Raw genomic sequence first — 26,290 nt, 5'->3', positions numbered from 1 at the left:
TCCTGCGGGAGTGCGGATCAAAGGGAGACCCCGCAGGAGCAAAGCGACGAGGAGCGTCGGACCGCCCGCGGAAAGGGAGTGCCTGCAGAGGAAATCAACAGGCAAATTTAACAGAGCCTTTAAATAAAAGGTACCAGTTACCATTAAGACGTGATATAAACATAAGCTCTTTTTTCCCTTTCCATTAAACTTGGAAAGAGTTATTTTATGCAATCCTCATTTAAAGATGCCAGGAATTTATGAGTTATTTCCAATATACTTAAGGGAGTAAATATGTGTTTTAGTTAAGTCAATGACTTCTTCGATAAATTCCTCTTGGGATACTTTGAAGCCATTTTGAATCCAATTCTGAAGGAGTCCATAAAAGCCATAGGCTGTATAGCGTTTAAAGTAATCCATATTGACTGGGATATTGTTGATGGTTTCGAATATAAATTGTTCCTTATAAATTTTTAAGATAGTTTGAGGGAACTGTATGTGTAACCCTGGTAACGTGTCATCGTAATTTAACAGTTCAAAAAAATTCCGGTTTTTATAGATATAAGAAACGATATTAAAAGATGGTGCATTTAGCTTGGCTGTATAGACTTTGTGGCCAGGTATGTATGGTTTGCCTACTGAAGCTTCTAACCCTTGAAGCATGGAAACAAGTAAATCTTCAGCAAATTCAATTTTATCTGGGTAATGGATATAAAAGGTACTGCGATTATAAGAGGCATAATCGACAATGTTTTTTACAGTAACAGAATGGTAACCCTTCTCTTTTATGAGTTCAATCAATGCTTGCTTTAAATGATCTTTTGTCCGATTTTGTCGTTGAGATGTGGTATTTTGTTCGTTATTCATGAAAAAACCTCCCTCGAAATAGACAGTTTCATCATAAGTGTCTAACTAGTAGACACTTAATCATATCTTATTGATTGTTTAATGTGAACAAAATAGTACAATTAAATTGTAAACAAAATAGTACAGATTGTAGATTTGTCTAGTACTTTTTTTGAGTGTCTTAAAGAGATTTTAATACTAGGAGGATGTGGAATGGGGAAATTGCAAGACAAAGTAGCTGTGATTACCGGTGGAGCATCTGGTATTGGAGCAGCAACAGCACGCTTATTCGTTTCAGAAGGAGCCAAAGTGGTTCTTGTTGATTTAAATGAGGAAAAAGGGAAAGCTTTTGAGGCAGAGTTGAAAGCGCTTAACGCTAAAGCTCTTTTTATAAAAGCAAACATTACGAGTGAAGAAGAGGTCGCAAATATCTTTAAACAAACTGTTGAAACGTTTGGAAAAGTGGATATTGTCTTCAACAATGCGGGGATTGGCCGTGTTCATCCTTCACATGATTTGGAGTATTCAGAATGGCGCAATACCGTAAATGTTGACTTAGATGGTGTCTTCTTAGTAGCACGCGAGTCCATCCGTGAAATGCTAAAAACAGGCAGCGGTACGATTGTTAATACCGCATCTATGTATGGTTTCGTAGGGTCTCCTGGTTCAGCAGCCTATAACGCTGCAAAAGGTGGCGTGATTAACTTAACTCGCTCACTTGCACTGGAATATGCAGAACAAAATATCCGTATCAACGCACTGTGCCCTGGATTTATTGATACGCCTATAATTCCGGAAGCAAGCAAGCAAGCTTTAGTTGCAGCCACACCGATAAAACGTCTTGGTAAAGCAGAAGAAATGGCAAAAGCAGTATTATTCTTGGCTTCTGATGATTCTTCATTCATGACTGGCAGCAGCTTAACGGTTGATGGTGGGTATACAGCGCAATAAATCATGCGGACAGTTCTTTTGCTTCAAGTTTGAACAGTAATGGTTCTTAATCATCCAGCTTTGCGGTTTTACAAGCACCACAGGGGACTAAGTAGGAAAAAATGATTTTTACTACTATATATCCTTAATAAAAGATATTTTAATTAAAGGTAAATTAAGGGGATATCAATGCATAGTTATGTATTCTTTCCAATAATAATAGGATATTCCCTTTAGAGCTAGAAACAAAATGAAGGAGGAAATTTCCAATGAGCAATCGGTTTGATGGGAAAGTAGTATTAATTACAGGTGCAGGATCCGGTTTGGGTCAAGCTTCTGCCTTACAAGTAGCAAAAGAAGGAGCAAAACTTTCACTCGTTGATTTAAACGGTGCTTCCTTAGAAGAAACAAAAAGTAAAGTGTTAGAAGTTGCACCAAACGCAGAAATGTTGCTTATCACTGTAAATGTGGCAGACGAAAAAGCAGTTGAAAGCTATATTCTTTGCCAAAGGAAAAGGAAATTATTGTTGTCTGCACGACTGGAAATTTTGCTGCGAAGTGTGCAGCCATCCTTTCTGAAAAAGAATATAATTCTATTGTTTTAGAGGGCGGTATTACAGCTTGGAAGGAGTGTATAAAAAAATAAATAAATGATAATTACTATTGACTTAAAATAATTATAGGTGCTATAGTCTATTTAAATTCAAAAAATTCCGGCGATTACCGCAGGAAGTTACAGCCTAGAGGTGTGTTTTGTGGTTAGATTAAAGGATATTGCTGAGTATGTTGGCGTTTCTATTTCTACTGTTTCCAGAGTCATTCAGAATGACCAGACAAGAAATGTTAACCAGGAAACGAAAAATAAAATTTGGCAGGCTGTCAAAGAGTTAGGGTATACACCCAATCAGCATGCAAGAAATCTGGTTAGCAACAGACAAAATAAAAGTGATGCCAGGACAATGAAAATTGGCTGGGTTGCCAATCCTAAACAGGCTGAGATAAATCCATACTTTTCCAGTATCTATACAGGTATTCGTGATACTTTAGCAGATAATGATTATACATTAATAAGTATTACTAAGGATGAGATTGAAAATGAGGCACTTCTTCTCAAGACAATTCATGATCTCGGGATTGAAGGACTGCTGCTAATCGACAGAATTGATAAGAGTTTAATTGACTACATACAGCAAACCATTCCTGTTGTGGGACTAGACTTTTACTATTCCGATAAAGATATTGCGATTATTGATTATAACCGTAAGTCGGCAATAGAAAAGGTTGTTCAGCATTTAGTGAGTCAAGGTCATCGTGATATTGGGTTTATCGGCGGAGGAATTAATGAAGCCTTCCAGGACTTATACGAAGAACCACGATTTCAAGGTTATCAATCTGCAATGAAAGAAGCGGAACTTTCTATTCGAGATGAATGGGTTATCAATACTAGATGGAAAATGGAAAACAGTTATGAGGGAATGAATCAACTCATTAAAAGCAGTTCTGGATACTTGCCAACAGCTATGGTTTGTGCAAGTGATTTAATGGCACTGGCTGCGATGAGAGCAGTTATAGAAAATCAGCTAAGAATCCCCGAGGATATTGCTTTCTTTGGAGTGGATAATATTGAAATGGGGAAATATTCATCACCGCCGCTTTCAACCGTGGAAATCCCCAAATATGAAATGGGAAAAATGGCCGCGAAAACGATTATGGAAATGGTAGAGGAAAAAGTCGTTCTTCCAATAAAAATTATTTTACCATTTGAGTTAGTCATTCGTGAATCATCTTCTAAAAAACGGACCTAGGCGGTTCTTTTTTTAAAAATGTTAGGAAAACGTTTGGATAAAAACCGGAAAATTTTCCGGAAACTTATTTTTTGCTCATTAGAAAGGAGAAATTTACATGAAGACAATGACAGCGCTCCTTATAGGAGCTGGGGACAGAGGGGCGAGAGCCTATGCACCGTATGCATTGGATTATCCGCATGAATTAAAAATTGTTGCTGTTGCAGAACCGAATAAGGAAAGGAGAGGGAGAATCCAGCAAGAACATCAAATTCCAAATGAAAGTTGCTTTGATTCATGGGAAGAGATCTCACAGCTGGACATACAAATTGCCGATATTGCCATTATCTGTACCCTTGATAGAAATCACTTCAAAGTGACCATGAGAGCTTTAGAGCAAGGGTATCATGTCCTCCTTGAAAAACCAATGTCTCCAGACCCGCTTGAATGTATTTTAATGGAACAGCATGCCAAAACATATAACCGGCAGCTGACCATCTGCCATGTCCTCAGGTATACCGACTTTTGGTCCGCCATTAAAAAGGTAATTTCCAGAGGGGAAATAGGTGAAGTTGTATCTCTTCAATTAAATGAAAATGTTGAAGTCATGCATATGTCACATAGCTTTGTAAGAGGTAATTGGAGTAATAAAGAAAATTCGAGTCCAATGATCCTCCAGAAGTCTTGCCATGACATGGATATCATTTCATATGTTATGGGAAAAGCATGTAAACAAGTAAGTTCGTATGGGTCGCTGATGCATTTTAAAAGGGAAAATGCCCCGGAAGGAGCCCCATTACGATGCTTGGATGGCTGTCCTGCCGAGCTTGAGTGTCCTTTCCATGCGGGAAGATATTATCTCGGTGAAGGAAGAGGGTGGGCAAAAAAATTTACAGAAGACTATACAAATGAAGGCATTATTAAAGCCTTGAATAAAACCCCTTATGGAAAGTGTGTATATCGTTCAGATAATAATGTCGTTGACCATCAGGTCGTCAATATGGAGTTCGAGGGCGGAGCGACCGCTACCTTCAGCATGTGCGGATTTACAAGAGAACAAACTCGAATCGTTCAAATTATGGGAACCAAAGGTGAAATCCGCGGAAACATGGAAGAAAATAAAATCTCTATTTTTGATTTCCTAACCAGGCAGGAAACAGTGATTCATTTTGATCAGCCAGTTGGCGGGCATGGCGGTGGAGACCGCGGAATTATGAGACTATTCCTGGAAGAAGTCCGGAATGGTAATAAAGAGGATAGTGTTTCTTCTGTTTCCGCATCTGTAAGAAGTCATCTTATGGCATTTGCGGCGGAAGAGTCACGGTTAAACCAGGGTCAATCTATCAATGTAGATGAATATTATCATAGTTTAGTTGAGAATATCAAAGTTTAAAAGGTTGTAAACACAGCTTTTTATGCAGTGTTGCAATATATTTGACCAGTTAAGATTCAATCTTAATGGGGAAACATGATTATTTGGAAAACGTTATCCAGGGAGGTGGTAAACGTTCTAAATAACTAAATCATCAATAACATTTTTATTCATCTAGAGAAAACCCCTTATGTTTTGAGTTAGGAAAACAAAAACTTTAGGAAAGAAGGGAAATGGGATGAAGAAATGGATTATTATGCTTTTAACCGTAGTATTCGGTGTGCTTAGCCTTACTGGCTGCAGCGATAGTGATACAGCATCCAGCGGAGAGAAGGATGGCAAGGTTGAGATTACTTATGGCTTCTGGGATAAAAAGCAGGTTCCTGCGATTGAAGAAATTATTAAGTTATTTAATGAAAAATATCCTGACATTGAAGTGAAAACAGAAATCACTCCTTATGGCCAATACTTTCAAAAGCTCGAAACGGCAGCAACTGGCGGTGCTTTGCCAGATGTTTTATGGATGAATGGTGCTCACGTTGTTCAATATGCAGAAGGGAAGGTCATTCTTCCATTAAGTGAAATGGCTGAAAAGGACAACTATAGCTTAGATAATTATCCGGAATCATTGATTGATCTGTATACGGTTGACGGAGATATTTATGGGATTCCAAAAGATTATGATACAACTGGGCTATGGTATAACAAGAAAATCTTTGATGAGGCTGGAGTATCCTACCCGGATGAAACATGGGATTGGGAGAAATTGAAGGAAGTTGCGAAACAGCTGACTGACGAAGAAAAAGGAATTTGGGGCTATGCCGCACTAATGGGCAATCAAGGCGGATACTATGATTTCATTTGGCAAAACGGCGGTTATATCATTTCTGAGGATGGCAAGTCCGTGGGGTTTGACAAACCTGAAGCTATCGAGGCATTAGAATACAATGTCAGCTTTATTAAGGAAGGGTTATCTCCTACGCAAGCGCAAATGACCGAAACGGCTGCTTCTGAATTATTCTCTTCTGGAAAGATAGCAATGATGTTTGACGGTCCTTGGATGGTTCCTGAATATAAGAAAAATCCTGACTTAAATGTTGCTGTGGTTCCGCAAGGAAAAAAACGTGCAGTTTCTATTCACGGCCTATCTAATGTAATATCTTCGAATACTAATCATAAAGAAGAAGCTTGGAAGTTTGTTCAATTCCTTGGTTCTAAAGAAGCAGCTGAAGTATTTGCCAAAACTGGAACGGTCATACCTGCATATGACGGTACACAGGATGCTTGGAAAGAATCCGTTCCCAACTTAAATCTTCAGGCTTTTATTGATGGAGCAGACTATTCAGTTCCATTGCCAAGTGTGAAAAACACCGGGGAGATCTGGCAGTACGAAACAGATGTACTTAAAAAGGCCTGGAGTGAGGAAATAAGTATTGAAGAGGCCGCAGAAGAGCTGGCAAAGAAAGCAAATGAGGCATTGGCCAAGTAATAAAACAGAAGAGAAGAATTTTGATATTCTTCTCTTCCATTCATAAAAGGAGGGAAGACTTTGAAGGAAGTACCTCTTCAGACAGAAGTAAAATCAGCAAAAAGGATAAAGGTTTCGAGCCTCGCAAAGACAAGGAAGCGTTCTGATTATTTTTGGGCTTATCTTATGATTGCTCCTACAATGCTAGGGCTGTTTATTTTTTATCTGTGGCCTATTGTTCAGAATTTTTACTTTAGTTTTACCGAATGGGGGGCATTTGGACAGTATGAGTGGACAGGTTTAGACAATTATAAGAGATTGCTAGAGGATGCAACTCTCGTACAAGCCTTTAAGAACACAATCATCTATATCATATTAACTGTGCCAATTGGAATTTACCTATCCATTATTGTGGCGGTTCTTTTAAACCAGAATATAAAAGGTAAATCCATTTATCGAACTTTGTTCTTTTTACCTGTAATCACCATGCCTGCTGCAATAGCGATGGTTTGGAAATGGCTTTATAACGCTGATTACGGGATGTTAAATTATTTGTTATCTTTGGTTGGAATTAAAGGGCCACAGTGGGTAAGTGATCCCAATATTGCTTTATATTCAATTATTGCCGTGGCGATCTGGAGCGGTATTGGCTACAATATGGTCATTTTCCTATCAGGGCTGCAAGGCATTCCAAAAATGTATTATGAGGCAGCAGAAATAGACGGAGCTGGTCCTGTCACCGTATTTTTTAAAATCACACTGCCGCTGCTTTCGCCAGTTATTTTCTTTGTGACCATAATGTCACTAATTGGTGCTTTTCAAGTATTCGACTTAATTTTCATGATGATTGGAAAAAGCAGCACAGCGCTGGAAAGTACACAGTCTATTGTCTATTTGTTCTATCAGCATGCCTTTGTATTAAATGATAAGGGATATGCTGCAGCTATTGCAGTTCTATTATTAGCGGTCATTTTGATTATTACATCAATTCAGATGGTCCTGCAGAAAAAGTGGGTTCATTATGATTAAAGGGAGTGATGCCGATGGAAAGAACACTTAAGCTTTTTACAAGTAAAACATTCCTTTTCCATTTCATCCTGATTGTTGGGACGGCAGCAATGGTTCTGCCTTTCTTATGGATGATCCTTACCTCGTTAAAGACGTATGCGGAGTCGATTCAAGTACCGCCGGTTTTGATTCCGGAAGATTTTCAATGGGGGAACTATAAAGAAGTATTTGGACTCCTGCCCTTTTTCAAATTTATGTACAATACAGTTATTATTACTGTTTTGCGGACAGTTGGGCAGTTGTTCCTATGTTCATTAGCCGCTTATGCTTTTGCCAGAATTGAATTCCCAGGGAGAAACATTCTTTTTTTGTTAACGCTTACTGTATTAATGGTGCCTGGACAAGTATTCCTGTTGCCGCAATATATGATTATGGTGAAATTAGGCTGGCTTAATTCCTTGCAAGCAGTTGTTGTTCCAGGTTTGTTTAGTGCATTTGGCACTTTTTTATTGCGCCAGTTTTTCATGGGACTTCCTAAAGAATTGGAAGAGGCCGCAAGACTTGATGGCTGTAACCATTTCCAAATCTATTGGAAAGTGATGCTCCCTCTTGCAAAACACGGATTAATCGCTCTTGGGATCTTTACAACCCTCTGGAGCTGGAATGAATTGATGTGGCCGATGATTGTCAATAGTTCTCCTGAGTCTATGACTCTATCAGTTGGCTTATCTTCACTTCAAGGTCAATATTTGACCAATTACCCAATTCTAATGGCTGGATCTTTTTTAGCTATCTTGCCAATGCTGATTTTGTTTATCTTCCTACAGAAGCAGTTTATTGAAGGGATTGCTGTGACGGGAGGAAAATAAAATAGGTTTTATGAGTAACCTTATGGTTATAACTTTTCAGAGTCAATGAACTCATAACTTGTTAAGTCTATGAGTTTTTCATTGACACAACTTATCCCAACAACCCATCCTTGAAAATTTTATCTTTGAGGATGGGATTGAATCCTGTTAGGTAACATGTGCGTCTGTTCGATAGGGCAGTCTAATTGGAATTAACAGCGGGAAAAACACAAAAAAATTGATTTTATGTTTTTATCGAAAAGTTATTTAATAAAAAGGGTTGTTGGGTTGACACGTTAACATTAAATGGTATAATTTAATTAAATTTTCAAACAATAGACGTTACCAAAGCACAAACACGGAGGAATTTATCTAAATGAAACATTTGCAGCACGATAGTATCATCCCGCTTTACCATCAGCTTAAAGAAATATTAAAGGAATCGGTGGACAATGGCAACTGGAATACAGGAGACAAAGTTCCTTCTGAAAATCAATTAATGGATGAGTATGGAGTAAGCAGGAATACAGTAAAAAAAGCGATCGAAGAACTTGTTCAGGATGGGGTTTTGTACAGAATCCAAGGTAAAGGCACGTTTGTTTCAAAGCCAAAATTTCAGCAGTCATTAATGGGTTTCTATAGTTTTAGCAAAGTTCTCAAAGAACATGGAATGAACCCTAAAGATATTGTATTAGATATCCGTGAAGTCAAGCCTACTGCAAAAACCAAAGAAGGGCTGCAAATGAAAAATAATGAAAGTGTCATTGAATTAAAACGCTTGCGATGTGCAAATAATGAACCCATTATCCTTGAATCGTCCTTTTTTACAAAAAAAACTGTCCCTGATATGTCCAAGTTAAATGAAATTGGTACAATTTCCTTATATGATTTGCTCGAACAGCAATTCAATATTGTAGTTACACGTGCCAAAGAAGCTTTTGAGCCAGTTTTAATCCGTGCTGATGAGAGCGAGTATCTTCAGACCAAGGAAGGTCTTCCGGCTTTATTGTTGGAAAGGACAGCATTTGATAAGGAAGGTAACCCTGTAGAGTTTTGCCGATCTATTGTACGAGGGGATCGCTGCCGTTTTTATACAGAACTAACATAATAGATAACACTGACTCATAGTTTCGAGGCTATGAGTTAAATATTCTTTCAACTTGTACCAACAACCCAACTACCCATTGTGTACTAATAATTAATGCCAAAAACCCTAATGGACGCTACATACATATTGAGGGGAGAAAGAGTATGACAGCATTAGTAGCCGACATAGGCGGTACAAAAATAGCAGCTGCCTTTGTTTCTGATAAAGAAAAGACTTTAAAACAACGACTTCAGGCTGATAGTGTCTCACACGATTCAGATGCGTTATTTGATTGTATACTCGCCGTGTTTTTTCAAATAATGGAAAAAGAAAAAATTAAATCTGACGAAATCAAGTTCATTGGATTGGGGATTCCAGGCAAGGTAGATTCGGTAAATGGCCTTGCTGTTTATCAAAATAATCTTCCGTGGAGGAATTTTCCACTTAAAGATAATCTCAAGAAATATTTTCCTAATGCAGAAATAGCGATGGATAACGATGTTTATATGGCAGCCTATGGTGAATGGACTGAATGGAATATGGCAAAGGAGACCTTTGCCTATGTAACGGTTAGCACGGGAATTTCTGCCTGTCTGCTATCAGAAGGTAAATTTCTGCGCGGAGCAGGAATTGCAGGCGAGATCGGACTCACTCTTTTAGAGAACGGAGATGAACTCACAAGCTTAGAGAATCTTGCATCTGGAACTGCCATCGGGGAAAGTGCGAAGAAGGTGTTTAACCCGAAATTAACCGTTGCTGGCGTTATGGACCTATATCTTCAGGAAGACCCTCAGGCCTGTGAGATTATTCATAGAGCTGCAAGGTGTATTGCAAGAGGATTACATCAACTATTTACCATAATCGATCCTCATTTAGTAGTGGTTGGGGGAGGAGTTATTATTAACCAGCCTGAATTCTTTTCTCTTATTAAACAGGAACTAAAAAATATGGTGCAAAACCCGCTCCAGGAGGGGGTTGAAAAAAGGGTACAAGTAAGCAAGTTAAAAGCTGATGCTGGATTATTTGGCTGTCTGTATCGGACTGCGCAGAACAGATTGGAAAACAGCCCATTATAACAAGTGAATAAATAACAAGAATGGAGTGAAATGCTATGGGTTTTGTAAAAAGTTTACAAGAAGAAATAAAAGGCGCGAAACACACTGTAAAAGAGATTCTTCAACAGCCGGAACTCTGGCTTCAGACAGTCGGTATGATTGAAAAACAAAAAGCGGCCATTCAGGATTTTATCAGCCAAAAGATATTTGCCAAACAGGCACGGATTATTTTTACTGGTGCAGGTACATCGGCATATGTAGGGGATACTTTAACACCTCTTTTGAGAAAAGAGCTCCCTTATCAAATTGACTCAATCTCGACTACGGATATCGTTACAAACCCACTGAATTATTTGAAGGCAGAGGTTCCCACCGTCTTAGTCTCTTTTGCCAGAAGTGGAAATAGCCCTGAATCAGTTGCTACTTACAGCTTGGCTAAAAAGCTGATTAACAATGTTAGCCAAATTATCATTACTTGCAATCCTGAAGGGCAGCTTGCAAAAGAAGCGAGTAAAGATGAGAATACCTTGCTCCTTCTAATGCCGGAAGAATCGAATGACCAGGGCTTTGCGATGACCAGCTCTTTCAGCTGCATGTACCTATGCGCTCTCCTGACTTTCCAATTAGATCAATTGGATGAGTTAAAGAGAAAAGTAGAAGTCGTTTCTAAAAATGCAGAAAGAATTTTAACCAACCAATATAAATCGATAAAGAATCTTGTCAATTTCAACAAGAAAAGAGTTGTCTACCTTGGCTCATCAACCTTAAAAGGTTTGGCGCAGGAAGCAAGCTTAAAGCATCTTGAACTTACATCTGGCAAAATACCAACTTTTCATGAATCTGTTCTCGGGTTTAGACATGGCCCAAAATCACTGGTTGATGACGAAACGCTGATTTTCGTTTTTTTATCCAATGATCCTTATACAAGAAAATACGAGATTGATTTATTAAAAGAGTTAAAGAATGACGCCGGCGGTAAAAGAGTGGTGGCGGTTGTAAATAACAATGATGAAGAAATCGGGGAAATATGCGACTGCGCTTTTATTATTCCGGAGCAGGAGAATATTCACCTGGAAGATCATCTGATTGCTTTGAATTACTTAATTATCGGACAGCTATTTGCATTGTTAAACTCCATCCACCTGGGTGTGACACCCGATAACCCTAGCCCATCCGGAATGGTTAACAGGGTAGTTAAAGGAGTTAACATATACAACTTTTAAAAAAAGAGGGGAAGTACAAAGTGCCAAATATTTTATTGACTCGAATTGATAACCGTCTTGTCCATGGTCAGGTAGGTGTTACCTGGGTTAATCACCTTGGGGCTAACCTAATTGTTGTAGCTAACGATGAAGTAGCTGAAGATGAAGTCCAGCAAGACTTGATGGAAATGGTCCTCCCTGAAGCAATCGGTGTCCGTTTTTTTTCGATACAGACAACTGCAGACATTATTCATGATGCCGCTGAAGATCAATATATCTTCTTAGTTGTTAAAACTCCACAGGATGTCCTGAGGCTTGTCCAAGGAGGTGTTCCGATCGACAGAGTGAATATCGGAAATATGCACTATTCAGAAGGGAAGACACAAATTTACTCGACTGTTTCTGTTGATGATACTGACAAAGAAGCTTTCCGGAAGCTAAAAGAACATGGTGTGAAACTCGAAGTGCGCCGTGTTCCTGATGAAAGGCCAGATGACATTTATAAATTCTTATAAGGGAAGGGATGGTGTAACAGATGGATCAGGAAATTTTCCTGCAGGCATTGTTGATTGCCATTTGGGCTGGCATTGCCGGCATCGACTTGTTTAACGGTTTGTTTCACATTCACCGCCCCATTGTAACAGGAGTCATCGTTGGATTAATCCTAGGCGACTTGCCTACGGGTGTGATGACTGGAGCGGCAATTGAATTAGTATGGGCTGGTATGGTACCGCTTGCAGGAGCACAGCCTCCAAACGTGGTTATTGGTGGAATAATTGGTACAGCATTTGCCATTTTGACTGGGCAAGAGCCTCAGGTTGCGATAGGAGTTGCTGTTCCATTTGCCGTTGCAGTCCAGGCATGCATCACATTGATGTTTACAGCCTTTTCACCTGTCATGCATAAAGCAGATAAGTATGCTGAAGAAGCAAATACAAAAGGCATCGACAAGATTAATTACCTGGGAATATTAACTCTGTTTGTATTCTATTTTGTTGTTGCATTCCTTCCAATCTATTTTGGTGCTGATGCAGCCAAGAATGTAGTGGAATCACTTCCGGCCTGGATCATTGCAGGTCTCGGCACCGCTGGCGGTATGATGGCAGCCATTGGTTTTGCCATGCTTTTGAAAATTATGCTGAAGAAACAGTATATTGCCTATTTTATCGTCGGATTCATTCTTGTTACCTATTTGCAAATGCCGATAATTGCTGTCGCGCTAATCGGTCTGGCAATTGCTATGTATGATTTTTATAAAACAACTGGCGGCCAGGGAGCTGCTATGAGGGGAGCGAGAGGCCGTGGCATCTGAAAATGCAGCCATTGAACCTGAAATTTCTGCTCAGGCAAACAATCCTGAGTTTTACGAAAATTCTTCAACCGAACAAGTGATTACAAAAAAAGACCTTAACAAAATGGTATGGCGTTCTTTATTCCTGCAAGCATCTTTCAACTATGAAAGGATGCAGGCGGCTGGCTGGCTATATTCTATTCTTCCTGGACTAAAGAAGATCCACAAAAATAAGCATGACCTAAGTGAGTCTATGAAAAGCCATATGGAATTCTTTAATACCCATCCTTTTCTAGTAAACATCATTATGGGTATTGTCCTCGCAATGGAAGAAAGGAAGCAGAATCGAAATACCATTCGGGCTATACGCGTAGCCATGATGGGTCCGTTGGGCGGCATAGGGGATGCGCTGTTTTGGCTAACACTTCTGCCTATTTGTGTTGGTATAGGTGCTTCGCTCGGTGCAGATGGCAATCCGATAGGTGCACTTGTGTTCCTTATTATATTCAATGTCGTCCATTTTGGACTGCGCTTCGGCCTTATGCGATATGCCTATAATACTGGGACCAATGCCATCAGCTCCTTAAAAGAAAACACGAAGAAAGTTTCTCATGCTGCCTCGATCGTTGGCTTGACAGTGGTAGGCGGGCTGATAGCATCTTTTGTGCAATTAGAGGCAAACCTTGTCATTCATGCAGGCAAAGCTGAAATAGCCCTCCAGGAAGACTTGCTTGATAAGATCATGCCAAACTTGCTTCCACTAGGCTATACATTATTAATGTACTACATGCTGAAAAGAGGCTTGTCCCCTGTCATTTTAATTTTGATTACAGTCGTTATTGGCATTTTTGGCAAGATACCATTCCCATTTGGCACTATTCTTTAAACGGGGGTCAGGAGGAAAAAATGAACGGATTAATTGTTTCAGGGCATGGATCCTTTGCATCAGGTCTTCACTCTTCAGTGAAATTAATTGCAGGGGAACAGCCACGAATAGAGTATGTTGATTTCTTAGAATCAGATTCTACATCAGACCTGGAAATAAAGATTAAAGCAGCTTTGGCAAACTTAGAGGGCTGCAATGGGATACTCGTTCTGTGCGATCTTGTGGGAGGTTCTCCTTTTAAAACCGCTGTTTCTCTAACAAACAATCAACAGGATGCTGCTGTTATTGGCGGGGCAAATCTGGCAATGGTTATTGAAACAGCAATCATGAAAGATAATGTTTCCATAGACGAACTAAAAGAAATGGCCATTACTTCTGGAAGAGAAGCGATAAAATGTTTCCAGAAATCAGAGCGCCTCAAGAGAGATGGAGCAGGTATTTAATGGAGGCTATTTTTGCAGACACAATCTATATCCCTAACCGCCGAATACATTCGGGATATGTTGTTTATGAGAATGGAATAATCAAGGATATAACGGACGAGAAGCCAGACTGTCAGATACATGATTTCTCGGGATTTGCCGTTATCCCTGGGCTCATTGATATTCATATCCATGGGATTTCAGGGAAAGACACAATGGATGCAACACCGGAAGCTTTGCAGGAGATTTCCTTATCTCTTGCAAGGCATGGTGTGACTTCTTTTTTGCCCACAACCCTTACGGACGATTTTGAGAAGGTAAAAGCTGCCGTTAGAGAGATTGGCAGACAAATTGGAAATACGAACGGAGCAGAAATCATTGGTTCTTATGTTGAAGGACCCTATATAACCCCTGAGCACAGAGGGGCACATCCTTTGAAATTCATGCGTGAAATAACAATGGAAGAACTTGATGAGTTGATAAAAGCTTCACAAAATACGATTAAAATTCTAACGCTGGCACCGGAGAAGGCTATGGCTTTAGAAGTTATTCCCTCTCTGAAGGATAAAGGAATCCTTGTCTCGATGGGACATACAAATTCAGACTATGAAACTGCCAATCTGGCTATTGAAAACGGGGCATGTATTTCAGTTCATACGTTTAACGGAATGCGCGGATTTAGCCACCGTGATCCGGGATGTCTGGGAGCATTCCTGACAGATGACGAGACTTTTTGCGAATTGATAGCTGATCTGGAACACGTACATCCAGCAGGAATTCATCTGCTATACAAAGCTAAAGGAGCAGACAAGATTTTATTAATAAGCGATAGCATGGCCGCTTCGGATTTAACGGATGGGGAGTATAAACTGGGAAGCCTATCTGTCACTGTAAAAGACGGTATTGCCAGAACAGTGGAGACAGGCTCCCTGGCAGGCAGTACTGCAAATTTAATGAAGTGTTTAAAAAACACCCAGGAAGTTCTTGGACTACCGCTTGAGTGCATTTTGCCAATGGCTACTATAAACCAGGCTAAATTGCTCGGTATTGGGGAAGAAACCGGCACAATTGAAATAGGGAAAAAACTGAATGCTGCTGTAATAGATGACGCTTTCAATGTAAAGGCCACCTTTGTTAATGGAAAAGTTGTTTTTATGGAGGAGAAAAGAAAATGGGCAATAATAGAATTGTAAATACAGTTGATATGTTCCAAAAAGCCAAGGAAGAAAAATATGCGATTCCTGCATTCAATATCCACAACCTTGAAACATTCCAGGTTGTTGTTGATACTGCTGCAGAGTTGAACTCACCTGTAATTCTTGCAAGCACACCAGGAACAATTTCTTATTCTGGCGGTGACTATTTGGTTTCACTTGGAAATGCTGCAGCAAAAAGGTATGAGATACCGATCGCACTCCACCTGGACCATTTTGAGAGTTTTGAAGAAATCAAGAAATATATAGACTTCGGCTTTAAGTCTGTGATGATTGATGCCTCCCATCATCCTTTTGAAGAAAATTTCAAGATCGTAAAGCAAGTTGTCGAATATGCCCATGAACATGAAGTTTCTGTCGAGGCTGAATTAGGTCGTCTCGGTGGAGTGGAGGACGACCTCGTCGTTGATGAAAAGGACGCGAAATTTACTAATCCGGAACAAGCTAGAGAATTTGTGGATTTAACTGGGATTGACTCTTTAGCGGTTGCTATTGGTACTGCTCATGGCTTATACAACGGAGAGCCCAAAATCGACTTCGAGAGACTGGAAGTTATCCACTCAGTTGTTAATATTCCTCTCGTACTTCACGGGGCTTCCGATATTCCGGATGCGATGGTAAAGAGAACAATAGAACTTGGTATTTGCAAGGTAAACATTGCAACAGACCTTAAAATTCCGTTCTCCAATGCAGTAAAACAATACTTTAATGAAAATCCTGAAGCAAATGACCCCCGAAAATACATGACTCCAGGCAAGGAAGCAATGAAGGAAGTAGTCGTGGGAAAAATTATGATGTGTGGCAGCAATGGAAAAGCCTAGCATACTAACCGTTACACTTAACCCTGCTATAGATACTGCCTACCGCCTTGAATACCTTAAGACCGGAAGCACCACACGTACGAAAAAACCCCTTAGAACTGCTGGGGGAAAAGGATTAAATGTTACAAGGGTTTTGAGCATTCTGGGTGAAAGTGTGACCGCGACCGGTTTTTTAGGCGGCAGTAACGGGACCTATATCCGCAATGAACTGGCAAGGTTGGGTGTACGTGATGAATTTGTACAGATATTAGGTGAAACAAGGCAGTGTCTTGCCTTTATTGACAGCCGGAATAACCATACAGAAATTCTTGAGGAAGGGCCTTCCATTTCCAGTGAGGAGCAGGAAGAAATAAGGAAGCTCTTGCGCGTTTTAATTCCAGAGGTAAAAATCCTTGTAGTGAGTGGTTCCCTGCCCCTGGGAGTATCGTCCAATCTCTATCAATGGATGATAAGAGAAGCTAAAAATCATGGAGTCAAAGTTCTTCTGGATACAAGTGGGGAGGCACTAGCCGAATCCCTGCTGCTTGGACCCTATTTAATCAAACCTAATCGCGAGGAACTTGAAGAGATTCTTGGCTGTTCTTGCCAGGGAGAAGAAGAAATCTGGAAAGCGATGGAGAAGATCGCTGAGAAAGGTATAGAGGTCGTGATTATTTCAGACGGTGATAAGGGATCGCTAGTTTATTATAAAGGTGAGCGGCTGAAAGTGGTATCCGCAGAAATTCGTGCAGTCAGCGCTGTGGGGTCAGGAGATTCATTCATTGCAGGTTTTGCTGCTGGATTATCAAAAGGGTATTCAATTAAGGATACTCTGGTTCTGGCTTCTGCTTGCGGTTCAGCAAACGCACTTGAAGAAACGACTGGATATATAAATCTCCAAAACTTGGATTATTTGATTAAACAAATTTCAATAGAGTCATCTTGGTCAGGCAGGTCATAAAAGTTATGAAAGCTCTTTTCTAATAGAATGTTGTTTTTAAATAGGTTTTGTGATTGGAAACAATTGATGAACAAGGTTGGTTGATTGGAGCGCAAGGTGCGAGACTCCTGCGGGAGGAGCGGGACAGGTGAGACCCCACAGGCGCTGCGCGCCGAGGAGGCTCACCGCCCGCCCCGCGGAAAGCGAGCATCCTGGAGCGGAAATCAACCTCTCCTCACTACATGTTAAAAAGCAACAAAGTTTGCTAAAAGCCTTATAAAAAAAATCACGGAGGTGCCGGATATTGTTTAGAATGAGAAACAAGCTTAAAAGATTTGCACCTATATTTCTTTCATTCATTTTGCTGTTGTCGCTTACTCCAATCACCGCAGTTGGTGCTGAGGAAGCCTCAGATACGTCTTCCATAGGCAAAGTTAATGGGATACAAAAAGAAGGCAGTGATGTTTATATTGATTTGTCTACTGGTGAAGGTATTAAATTAAGCTTTCTGAAGGACAATGTATTCAGGCTTCACTTGGATCCTAGTGGTGATTTTCCTGAATACCCGACACCAAACAAACCTGACCATGTAACCAAAATGATTGATAAGGATAAAGGTGCCTACCAAAAAGAGTATGGTACCGTGCGAGTAAATATAGAAGAAGATTCCGATTTTTATAGAATAAATACCAAAGTGTTAGAACTAACAATCTCTAAAACAGACTCAAAAATGAGCCTTTTCGACAAAAATAAAAACAAGGTCATATGGAGTGAAAAGGAGCCGCTTTCTCTAGAAGCTAATAAAGCTGTACAGACGCTTAATACTAAAGATGATGAGTACTTTTTTGGTGGAGGACAGCAGAATGGCTATTACTCTCACAAAAATAATAAAATTAATATCGCCATCGGAGGCGGCTGGGATGCCGGTGCAGCATCTAGCCCGGTTCCATTTTACTTGAGCACCGAGGGCTATGGGGTTATGCGTAATACGTTTAAACCGGGAGCCTATGACTTTTCTAAAACGGCAACTTTCTCACATCAGGAAAACAGATTTGACGCTTATTATTTTGTGGAAGGCTCCATACCAGAAATTATCAATGAATATACCGAACTAACTGGAAAAGCAGCATTAATGCCAGAATATGCGTTTTATTTGGGGCATGCAGATTGCTTTAATGGGATCCACAATGGCCATAAAGATAAGAGAACGCTTCTTGGAAAGGGCTTGGATACTTTAAATCAATATGTTACAAAGGATATGCCGCTAGGCTGGTTTTTGCCGAATGACGGTTATGGCTGCGGCTACGATGGTTTGGATAACCTAAAGAATTTTGTGGATGAATCAAATGCCAAGGATGTGGAGGTAGGTCTCTGGACACAAAGTAACCTATATCCAGACCCGAACCTTCCTGAGGACAGTCCATTACGAAGGGACCTTGACGGTGAAGTGAAAGCAGGAGTAAGGGCTATTAAAACGGATGTTGCATGGGTAGGACAGGGCTATTCCATGGCCCTTAATGCAACACGTCAAGCAGCCGAAGGGATCGAAAAGCAAGAGAACTCGGGTGGAGCGCGCCCGTTTGTTATTAGTCTGGATGGGTGGGCAGGTACACAGCGTTACGCTACCCTATGGTCAGGTGACCAGTATGGAGGCGAATGGGAATATATTCGCATGCATATCCCAACTTACATTGGAGCGGGCTTATCCGGCAATCCGAATGTTGGCTCCGATATGGACGGTATTTTTGGAGGAGATCCAGTCATTCAGACAAGAGATTTTCAATGGAAGGCTTTCACTCCAATCCAAATTGATATGGATGGATGGGCATCCTCTGGAAACGATTACAGCAAATCCAAAAATCCATGGAATTATGGCGAGCCGTATACTTCCATTAACCGTATGTATCTTAAAATAAAAGCCCAAATGATGCCGTATATTTATACGATAGCAGAGGAATCAACTTCCAAATCTATGCCATCTGTACGAGGTATGATGCTCGAATACCCAGAAGATCCATACACCTATGGAACTGAAACGCAGTACCAATATATGTGGGGACCCAATTTGCTAGTAGCGCCTGTCTACAATGAAAAGGATCACGCAGCAGGTGTAAGAAACGGGATATACTTACCGGATTCTGAACAGGTTTGGATTGATTATTTTACAGGAGAGCATTATCAAGGAGGATCAATTCTCAATAATTTTGATGCCCCATTGTGGAAGACACCAGTATTCGTAAAAAATGGTGCAATCATTCCGATGGCACCTGAAAACAATTCGATCAACCAGTTGGATGGTTCTGAAAATCGAATTTTTGATGTTTATCCAGCTGGAAAATCTGAATTTACTCTTTATGAGGATGATGGAAAAACCACTGAATATAAATCTGGGAAGAATACAAAGACCAAGATTCAGTCTATAGCAGCAAATGATAAAGTAAAGATTACAGTTCATAAAGCCAATGGGAAAGGCTACAAAGGAATGGTCAAGGAAAGAGGCACCGAATTCCTTGTTAATACTCGCAAACAGCCAAAATCATTATCCGTAAAGGTGGGCGGCAAGGATGTAAAACTTCATAGAGCGTTGACAGAGGAAGAATACAACCAGTCAGAAAATGTTTATTTCTATAACGAAAGTCCAAATCTAAATAAATATTCAACAGAAGGCTCTGAGTTCGCCAATACAAAGGTGACTACTGCTCCGAAGTTATTTGTAAAGATTGGGAAAACGGATATAACAAAGAATCAAGTGATGCTTACGGTAAATGGATTTAACAACACGCAGGAGAAAGAAGTAACGGATACAGAAGTACCAGATGCGCCTTCTGGACTCGGAGCTGCAGATGAAAATATTACAGATAAAAGCATAAAACTTCACTGGAATAAGGTTGAAGGGGAAAATGTGTCCTATGACCTTAAAATTAATGGAATGGTATACAGAAATGTTTATTTAGAAAAAGAGGAAACAGAGAAGCCGTTTTTCGAGCACGATGGTCTAAACTTTGACACAGAATACAGATATAGTATCCGTGCAGTTAATACAAAGGGTGCATCAGACTGGAGTGACGAAATAACCGTAAAAACCAAGCTTGATCGATTCAGAAACGTTCCGAAGAATATGACAGCTAGTGCCTCAAGCAATCAGCCTGGGAGCGAAGCATCGAGAGCTGTAGACGGAGATGAGAAAACACAATGGCATACAGCTTGGGGTACAGGAAACGTTCTTCCTCATACGTTTGAGATTGATATGAAGCTTGCCTTTCAATTAGATAAGCTGGAGTATGTGCCTAGACCTGATGCAGGGAATGGAACAATTCTTAAATATGACTTGGATGTCAGCCTTGATGGTAAGACATATAAGAAGGTTATTACGGATGGAACCTTTATTAGGAGCAATGAGACAAAGACCATTCAATTCAACGAAGATGTAAGTGCACGTTATATAAAATTAACCATCAAGGATGCGGTAGGGAAATTTGGATCTGCACAGGAATTCAGGCCTTACAAAAAGGATAAAACAGAAGGGATTGTAGTCGGTGAAAACATTCCTAATGGTGCCATCGACGAAGAGGACCTGCTCTTCTTTGCCAGTTATATGGGCGTGGACACCACCGATACCTCTTGGAATCAGGTATCCAAAGTTGATATTAACTATAATGGTGTGATTGATGCCTATGATTTAATGTTTGTAGCAGGACAGCTTGGTGAGACACAGCTGCAGCCTACTAATCGTCCTGTAGCTGGATTGCTGAGCATTCGGCCAGATAAGCAGCAATTGAAAGCAGGTGAAGAGGTTACAGTCGAAGTTATCGGTGCAGGGCTGAAGGATATTAATGCTTTTAACCTTGAACTTGAGATAGATCCAAATAAGTATGACATCGTTAAAGAGTGTAAGGGAGAAACTGGCTGCGGCGAAAGAATTGTCAATTCTTCTAACACTACCCAGGACATGCTGAATTTTTCGATACTAGCCGGGATCGGCAATGATAAGCAACGAATTATGGCTGCTTTTTCAAATAAAGGCTCTCTAGATACACTGGAAGGCACATCTACTCTGGCCGCCATTAAGCTGAAAGCGAAGAAGGATTTGGAGTTTGATATTCCGATTACGAGATCTTTGCTTGTAAATACTAGTTTTGATACCATTGATAAAATCGGCCATGTTTTAAAGCCTGGAGAAGAGCCTGGCGAAGTCGAGCAGCCTGAAGAGCCGAAGGAACTGCTTTTGACAGCAAGGGATATCGTCGTATCTGGTGAAGCGGATAAAATGCAGGATGGGGCTGAAGCATTTCCACGGTTAATTGACAATGAAATAAGTGAATCTTCCCTTGCAGAGCTAAAGTGGAGCATCACGGAAGCCGATGGTATTACTCTGCCATTAGAAGTTGATTTTAGCTTTAATAGTCCTACAGAACTTACGAGATTTGAGGTATTCAACAGGCCGTTGTATACAAATGGAAAAATCAAAGTTCTCCGTGCAAAAGCTTATGATGAAGAGGGGAATGAATACGATTTGGGAGAAAAGGAAGTCCTCTCTACAGATAAATCTGTAACCTGCAATTTATATGAAAATACTCAAATTCCAGAGGGGAAAAAGCTTGCCAAAGTGAGAATCATTTTTGAAGAATCTCATAGCGGTCCGCTTATGCTTTCAGTTGCTGAGGTGCAATTCTGGGAGAAAAACAGCGCGTATCAAGGGGAATAATTAAGAGGTTTGAAGAAATATAAATGTCCACAGGCTTCGATTTCTCAGAAAAAGCCCTTCTCAAACGAGAGGGGCTTTAACAATATCTACTTCATAACGCTGGATTTTTCAATCGTTGCTGAATCAGATATTTTGAAAATCTATGGGGCTTGACCGAATATTGAAGGATTTTATGCCAGTGGAGATAATTCCCTATCAGTACCTCCTCAATTAATTAATGCTGCAAGTGAGGGTAGTAAAGCTGCTATGGGAGTCATAAGTGACTTAATTGATGAAGACTTTTAAGTATAATCAAGGCAATTAAAAAAAGTTGAAAGAGCGTAGTTGCGTACTTGAAAAAATTTTTTTGATGGTGGAATATATTAAGTATGCTTTATTAAACTGTAAAATGATGGAGGAATTATGGATTCACAGATAAATACGAGAATAATAATGATTACGTTCATGATCGGTGCATTTTTTGCCATATTGAACGAAACGCTGCTGAATATCGCATTGACTGAATTGATGAATGTATTTAACGTCGATGCACCGACTGTTCAATGGATGGCAACTGGATTTATGCTTGTAATGGGTGTTTTGATGCCTATTTCTGCATTATTGATTCAATGGTTCACAACTAGACAGATGTTTATGGGTGTCATGACGATATTTTTGATCGGAACAATCATTGCAGCTTGTGCTATGAATTTTCCGATGCTGTTGACAGGCCGCATGACCCAAGCGGTCGGGACGGGTCTGTTAATACCCGTTATTATGAATGCATTGCTATTTATGTATCGTCCTGAAGTTCGTGGAAAAGTGATGGGGACATTTGGTTTGGTTATCATGTTTGCACCTGCAATCGGTCCAACCTTATCGGGTGTTATCGTTGATTTATTAGGCTGGCGCTGGTTATTTATTTCTGTCATTCCCTTCACGGTGTTTTCCATTTTGTTTGCAATGAAATATTTGCAAAACGTCGGGGAAGTTACACGTCCGAAAGTTGATATTCCATCGATCATCCTGTCATCCATCGGGATAGGGGGAATTGTTTATGGATTCAGCAGTGCTGGAGAAAAAGGTTTTACATCAGTAAGCATTCTTTCAATTATCTTTATCAGTTTACTCAGCCTGGTGATCTTTGTTCTGCGTCAATTAAAGCTGGAAGAGCCATTATTAGATGTACGTGTTTTCAAATATAAAAATTATGCACTGGGTGTCAGTCTCTTTGTTATTGTCATCATGGCGATGTTCGCTTCGGAAATCGTAATGCCTATGTATTTGCAGGGGCCACTCGGATATTCTGCGAAGCTGGCAGGATTATTGCTTTTGCCAGGTGCGCTTTTGAATGGTTTGATGTCACCGGTGATGGGTACTTTATTCGATAAGTTTGGACCTGGAAAATTGATGATCCCCGGAACAATCGTATTAGTCGGGGTCATGATATTCTTCAGTAATATCAGCCCTTCGATGCATATTTGGTCATTTATCCTTGTCTATATCATATTGATGCTGTCTATCTCAGCGATCATGATGCCTGCCCATACGAATGCGCTGAATGAATTGCCGAAGAAGTTATATCCTCATGGAACAGCAATCGGGAACACACTGCAGCCAATTGGAGGAGCACTAGGGGTTTCTGTTTTTGTAAGTATAATGAGTCAAGGCCAGAATAGCTATTTAGAAGAGCAATCAGGGCCGATTACTGAGAAAGTAATGAATGAAGCGATGACTCAAGGTGTGCACCACGCTTATTGGTTTGCATTAGCTTTATGCATTGGGGCATTCTTTATTAGCTTATCCATCAAAAAAGCAGTCGCACCGGATTTTGATAAAACTGAACTGGATTATGATAATTAAAAACTAAAAACTGTAAATTAAAGAGAGCATTCCTTTTTGAGGAGATGCTCTTTTTAAAACGAAAAAGGCAGTATTTTAAGATGAACATGTTGATGGGTTCTAAAAAAAAGGAGCCTGCCCCCGGCTATATGAAATCGTTAATGCCAAGAGGACAGGCTCTTTTTTTATAAAAAATAATTTATTACGCACTAATACGAACAACCTTATCTTCCTTACGCTTCTTAGCATAATCCGCAGTCGCCGTAAAAAGTACATCCGAAGAAGAGTTAAGTGCAGTTTCACAAGAGTCCTGCAGCACACCAATGATAAAACCAACACCAACAACTTGCATGGCAATATCATCCGGAATTCCGAATAAGCTTGAGGCTAAAGGAATGAGTAGTAAAGATCCGCCTGCAACACCAGAAGCACCGGCAGCAGATACGGCTGCTAAGACGCTAAGAATAAGGGCAGTACCGAAATCCACTTGAATACCAAGTGTGTGTACAGCTGCAAGTGTTAAGACAGAGATCGTAACAGCTGCACCAGCCATGTTGATGGTCGCGCCTAATGGAATCGATACGGAATAAGTATCTTCATCTAACCCTAGTTTTTCACATAAGCTCATATTTACTGGAATGTTTGCAGCAGAGCTGCGAGTAAAGAATGCTGTTATTCCGCTTTCTCTTAAGCATCTTAAGACAAGTGGATATGGATTTCTGCGAATATTGATGAATACGATAATTGGATTCACGACTAGAGCTAAAAAGAACATACATCCAAGCAGGACAGCAAGTAATTTTCCATAGTCGAGCAAGGCGGAAAGCCCATTTGTGACAATTGCTTCAAAAACAAGGCCCATGATTCCAATTGGTGCCAAGCTTATAACCCATTTTACTAATTTAGAGATGGCATCCGAGAAGTTAGCCAGCATGTTTTTGGTTGTATCAGCTGCATTTCTTAAGGCTATGCCAAGAAGGATCGCCCAAGTCAGAATGCCGATATAGTTGCCATTTAATAGAGCATTGACCGGGTTGTCCACAATGTTAAACAGAAGCGTCTTAAGTACTTCTACAATACCGCCAGGAGGAGTCACGTCTTCCGCACCTGGTGCAAGTGATAGGGTAACCGGAAAGATGAAGCTCGCCACAACCGCTACAAATCCGGCCAGGAATGTACTTAAACCATAAAGGGCGATAATAGACTTCATATTCGTTTTTTGCCCGCTTCTATGTTTGGAGATGGCGTGCATAACCAAGAACAGGACTAATACCGGTGCAACGGCTTTTAACGCGCCAACAAATAAAGAACCGAATACTGAGACCCATTTGGCGGCATCAGGAATCGTTAATGCCAAAATAATACCAATAATAATACCAACAAGAATTCGTTTAACTAAGCTTACTTGATTCCACTTGAGAATTGCGTTTTTCATTAAAATACCCTCCGTCCTTTTTATAATAAGTACCTCATAAAAGAGAATATTAATTCATCACTGTTTTATAACAGTGACATTTGATATTTTAACACGAATATTATAAATTGTATAACTAATTATTATATTGAAATATTTGTTAAATACCCGAAGATGTCAGGATGAATTTTTCTGGAATCTTCGGTTTTTTGCAATGCATTCAGTGCCTGCGGGACTTTAAGTTCGACAAAAAAAACATTCTTTTATCCATAAGGAATAAGAGTTTCGCCATTGCCACAATCTAAAAAAGTATTCACCGTTTACATAAAATCAAAAATGGGGTACACACCAATGACAGGAATTTTATTAGCCCTGGTTGCAGCGGTTTCGTGGGGCAGCATCGTATTTGTCAGCAATAAACTTGGCGGGGACGAAGACAGTCAAACACTTGGAACCACACTTGGTGCCTTGTTTTTTGCCATTGTGGTATATCTCTTTAAGAAGCCGGATATGCCGAATGTCGTGTGGGCAGTTGGATTCATATCAGGTTTATTTTGGTCGGTTGGACAGAAAAATCAGTTTGGAGCTGTCCGTTATTTGGGGGTTGCCAAGACTGGACCGATGTCTACCGGCTTACAGCTGATTGGGACAACCTTTTTTGGCGTTTTTATTTTTAAGGAATGGCAAACCACGATGAGCATAATTATAGGGATCTCTTCACTGGTTTGCATTATCGTGGGTGCAGTGCTGACCTCGCTCAATCAGGGAGACGACAAGGATCAGGGGAAAAGTCTCAAGAAAGGGCTTCTCGTCCTGCTATTATCGACTGCTGGCTTTGTTGGATATGTGGTGTTAATTCGCTGGTTTCATATCGACGGATGGGCAGCGATCCTCCCGCAGGCGATCGGGATGGTTACCGGTGCTTTCCTTATTACGTTGCGCCATAGGCCTTATAACAAATATGCGGTTCGCAATATGTTAACAGGACTTATTTGGAGTACAGGAAATCTGGGTCTGTTGCTGGCATTACCTTTAGTTGGGGTGGCCACGAGTTTTTCACTCTCACAAACAGGCATTGTCATCTCGACCATTGGCGGGCTTTTCTTTTTAAATGAGCGCAAAAGCAAAAAGCAGGTCATTATGGTCCTACTTGGATGTTTGTTCATTATCGCAGGCGGTGTTTTGTTAGGTTATACGAAAAGATAAGGGAGTGATCTT

General features: G+C 40.3%; 22 protein-coding genes and 1 pseudogene. 21 read left to right on the top strand and 2 right to left on the bottom strand.

All coding sequences use genetic code 11. From position 1 onward, the window contains the following. Positions 1-237: 237 nt before the first annotated feature. On the bottom strand, positions 238-846 hold the full coding sequence (locus IQ19_RS18515; RefSeq protein ID WP_144543984.1) for a TetR/AcrR family transcriptional regulator: 609 nt from the start codon (positions 844-846) through the stop codon (positions 238-240). A gap of 192 nt (positions 847-1,038) precedes the next feature. On the opposite strand from IQ19_RS18515, the gene IQ19_RS18510 reads away from it, so the two are divergent. The 20 genes and pseudogenes from IQ19_RS18510 to IQ19_RS18410 all read left to right on the top strand — a co-directional run bounded on the left by IQ19_RS18510 (position 1,039) and on the right by IQ19_RS18410 (position 23,679). Continuing rightward, positions 1,039-1,776 (top strand): SDR family NAD(P)-dependent oxidoreductase, encoded by a 738-nt coding sequence (locus IQ19_RS18510; protein ID WP_144543982.1) that lies wholly within the window; start codon positions 1,039-1,041, stop codon positions 1,774-1,776. 248 nt (positions 1,777-2,024) lie between these two features. After that, positions 2,025-2,195: pseudogene (locus IQ19_RS18505) on the top strand (SDR family NAD(P)-dependent oxidoreductase); the annotation flags it as partial. Positions 2,196-2,257: 62 nt separating this feature from the next. Next, entirely contained in the window at positions 2,258-2,401 is a 144-nt protein-coding gene (locus tag IQ19_RS18500; protein ID WP_144543979.1) for a rhodanese-like domain-containing protein, read from the top strand. Between the two features lie 109 nt (positions 2,402-2,510). Continuing rightward, complete coding sequence (locus IQ19_RS18495; protein ID WP_144543977.1) at positions 2,511-3,560, top strand: LacI family DNA-binding transcriptional regulator; 1,050 nt, start codon at positions 2,511-2,513, stop codon at positions 3,558-3,560. A gap of 97 nt (positions 3,561-3,657) precedes the next feature. Beyond that, entirely contained in the window at positions 3,658-4,932 is a 1,275-nt protein-coding gene (locus tag IQ19_RS18490; RefSeq protein WP_144543976.1) for a Gfo/Idh/MocA family protein, read from the top strand. A gap of 217 nt (positions 4,933-5,149) precedes the next feature. Then, positions 5,150-6,400, top strand: a complete 1,251-nt coding sequence (locus tag IQ19_RS18485) for an ABC transporter substrate-binding protein (protein ID WP_144543975.1) — start codon at positions 5,150-5,152, stop codon at positions 6,398-6,400. Between the two features lie 105 nt (positions 6,401-6,505). Continuing rightward, complete coding sequence (locus tag IQ19_RS18480) at positions 6,506-7,408, top strand: carbohydrate ABC transporter permease (RefSeq protein WP_199749499.1); 903 nt, start codon at positions 6,506-6,508, stop codon at positions 7,406-7,408. Positions 7,409-7,422: 14 nt separating this feature from the next. Beyond that, a complete protein-coding gene (locus tag IQ19_RS18475; RefSeq protein WP_144543971.1) occupies positions 7,423-8,256 on the top strand; it encodes a carbohydrate ABC transporter permease in 834 nt (277 codons plus the stop codon). Positions 8,257-8,611: 355 nt separating this feature from the next. Beyond that, positions 8,612-9,343: a GntR family transcriptional regulator gene (locus IQ19_RS18470; RefSeq protein ID WP_144543969.1), complete on the top strand. Its 732-nt coding sequence runs from the start codon at positions 8,612-8,614 to the stop codon at positions 9,341-9,343. Positions 9,344-9,486: 143 nt separating this feature from the next. Then, positions 9,487-10,398: an ROK family protein gene (locus tag IQ19_RS18465; RefSeq protein ID WP_144543967.1), complete on the top strand. Its 912-nt coding sequence runs from the start codon at positions 9,487-9,489 to the stop codon at positions 10,396-10,398. A 35-nt stretch (positions 10,399-10,433) separates the two neighbouring features. Beyond that, complete coding sequence (locus IQ19_RS18460) at positions 10,434-11,600, top strand: SIS domain-containing protein (RefSeq protein ID WP_144543965.1); 1,167 nt, start codon at positions 10,434-10,436, stop codon at positions 11,598-11,600. Positions 11,601-11,620: 20 nt separating this feature from the next. After that, positions 11,621-12,094 (top strand): PTS N-acetylgalactosamine transporter subunit IIB, encoded by a 474-nt coding sequence (gene agaV, locus IQ19_RS18455; protein WP_144543963.1) that lies wholly within the window; start codon positions 11,621-11,623, stop codon positions 12,092-12,094. A 20-nt stretch (positions 12,095-12,114) separates the two neighbouring features. Further along, positions 12,115-12,891, top strand: coding sequence for a PTS N-acetylgalactosamine transporter subunit IIC (gene agaW, locus IQ19_RS18450; RefSeq protein WP_144543961.1), 777 nt, complete (start codon positions 12,115-12,117; stop codon positions 12,889-12,891). Then, on the top strand, positions 12,881-13,756 hold the full coding sequence (locus tag IQ19_RS18445; protein ID WP_144543959.1) for a PTS system mannose/fructose/sorbose family transporter subunit IID: 876 nt from the start codon (positions 12,881-12,883) through the stop codon (positions 13,754-13,756). The genes agaW and IQ19_RS18445 overlap by 11 nt, the downstream gene beginning before the upstream one ends. Positions 13,757-13,776: 20 nt before the next feature. Continuing rightward, positions 13,777-14,199, top strand: coding sequence for a PTS galactosamine/N-acetylgalactosamine transporter subunit IIA (agaF, locus tag IQ19_RS18440; RefSeq protein ID WP_144543957.1), 423 nt, complete (start codon positions 13,777-13,779; stop codon positions 14,197-14,199). Further along, positions 14,199-15,371, top strand: coding sequence for an N-acetylglucosamine-6-phosphate deacetylase (gene nagA, locus IQ19_RS18435; protein ID WP_144543955.1), 1,173 nt, complete (start codon positions 14,199-14,201; stop codon positions 15,369-15,371). The genes agaF and nagA overlap by 1 nt, the downstream gene beginning before the upstream one ends. Continuing rightward, on the top strand, positions 15,350-16,213 hold the full coding sequence (locus IQ19_RS18430; protein WP_144543952.1) for a tagatose bisphosphate family class II aldolase: 864 nt from the start codon (positions 15,350-15,352) through the stop codon (positions 16,211-16,213). Before nagA ends, IQ19_RS18430 begins: the two co-directional genes overlap by 22 nt. After that, positions 16,200-17,153: a 1-phosphofructokinase gene (gene pfkB / locus IQ19_RS18425; protein ID WP_144543950.1), complete on the top strand. Its 954-nt coding sequence runs from the start codon at positions 16,200-16,202 to the stop codon at positions 17,151-17,153. The genes IQ19_RS18430 and pfkB overlap by 14 nt, the downstream gene beginning before the upstream one ends. A 292-nt stretch (positions 17,154-17,445) precedes the next feature. After that, on the top strand, positions 17,446-21,837 hold the full coding sequence (locus IQ19_RS18420; RefSeq protein WP_242021059.1) for a TIM-barrel domain-containing protein: 4,392 nt from the start codon (positions 17,446-17,448) through the stop codon (positions 21,835-21,837). Positions 21,838-22,239: 402 nt separating this feature from the next. Then, the gene (locus IQ19_RS18410; RefSeq protein ID WP_144543946.1) at positions 22,240-23,679 is read left to right on the top strand and encodes an MDR family MFS transporter; all 1,440 of its coding nucleotides are present in this window, start codon (positions 22,240-22,242) and stop codon (positions 23,677-23,679) included. Between the two features lie 181 nt (positions 23,680-23,860). Here the strand turns inward: IQ19_RS18410 and sstT are convergent, their stop codons facing one another. Beyond that, positions 23,861-25,093 (bottom strand): serine/threonine transporter SstT, encoded by a 1,233-nt coding sequence (gene sstT / locus IQ19_RS18405; RefSeq protein ID WP_144543944.1) that lies wholly within the window; start codon positions 25,091-25,093, stop codon positions 23,861-23,863. A 330-nt stretch (positions 25,094-25,423) separates the two neighbouring features. Here sstT and IQ19_RS18400 point away from each other — a divergent pair, with 330 nt between their 5' ends. Continuing rightward, positions 25,424-26,278, top strand: a complete 855-nt coding sequence (locus IQ19_RS18400; protein ID WP_144543942.1) for a GRP family sugar transporter — start codon at positions 25,424-25,426, stop codon at positions 26,276-26,278. The last annotated feature ends 12 nt before the right edge of the window (positions 26,279-26,290 follow it).

It is taken from the genome of Cytobacillus oceanisediminis, from assembly GCF_007830235.1.
GTDB classification, from domain to species: domain Bacteria; phylum Bacillota; class Bacilli; order Bacillales; family Cytobacillaceae; genus Cytobacillus; species Cytobacillus oceanisediminis.
The sequence above is the reverse complement of the archived record's forward strand: the minus strand, read 5'-3'. Positions and strand labels throughout refer to the sequence as shown.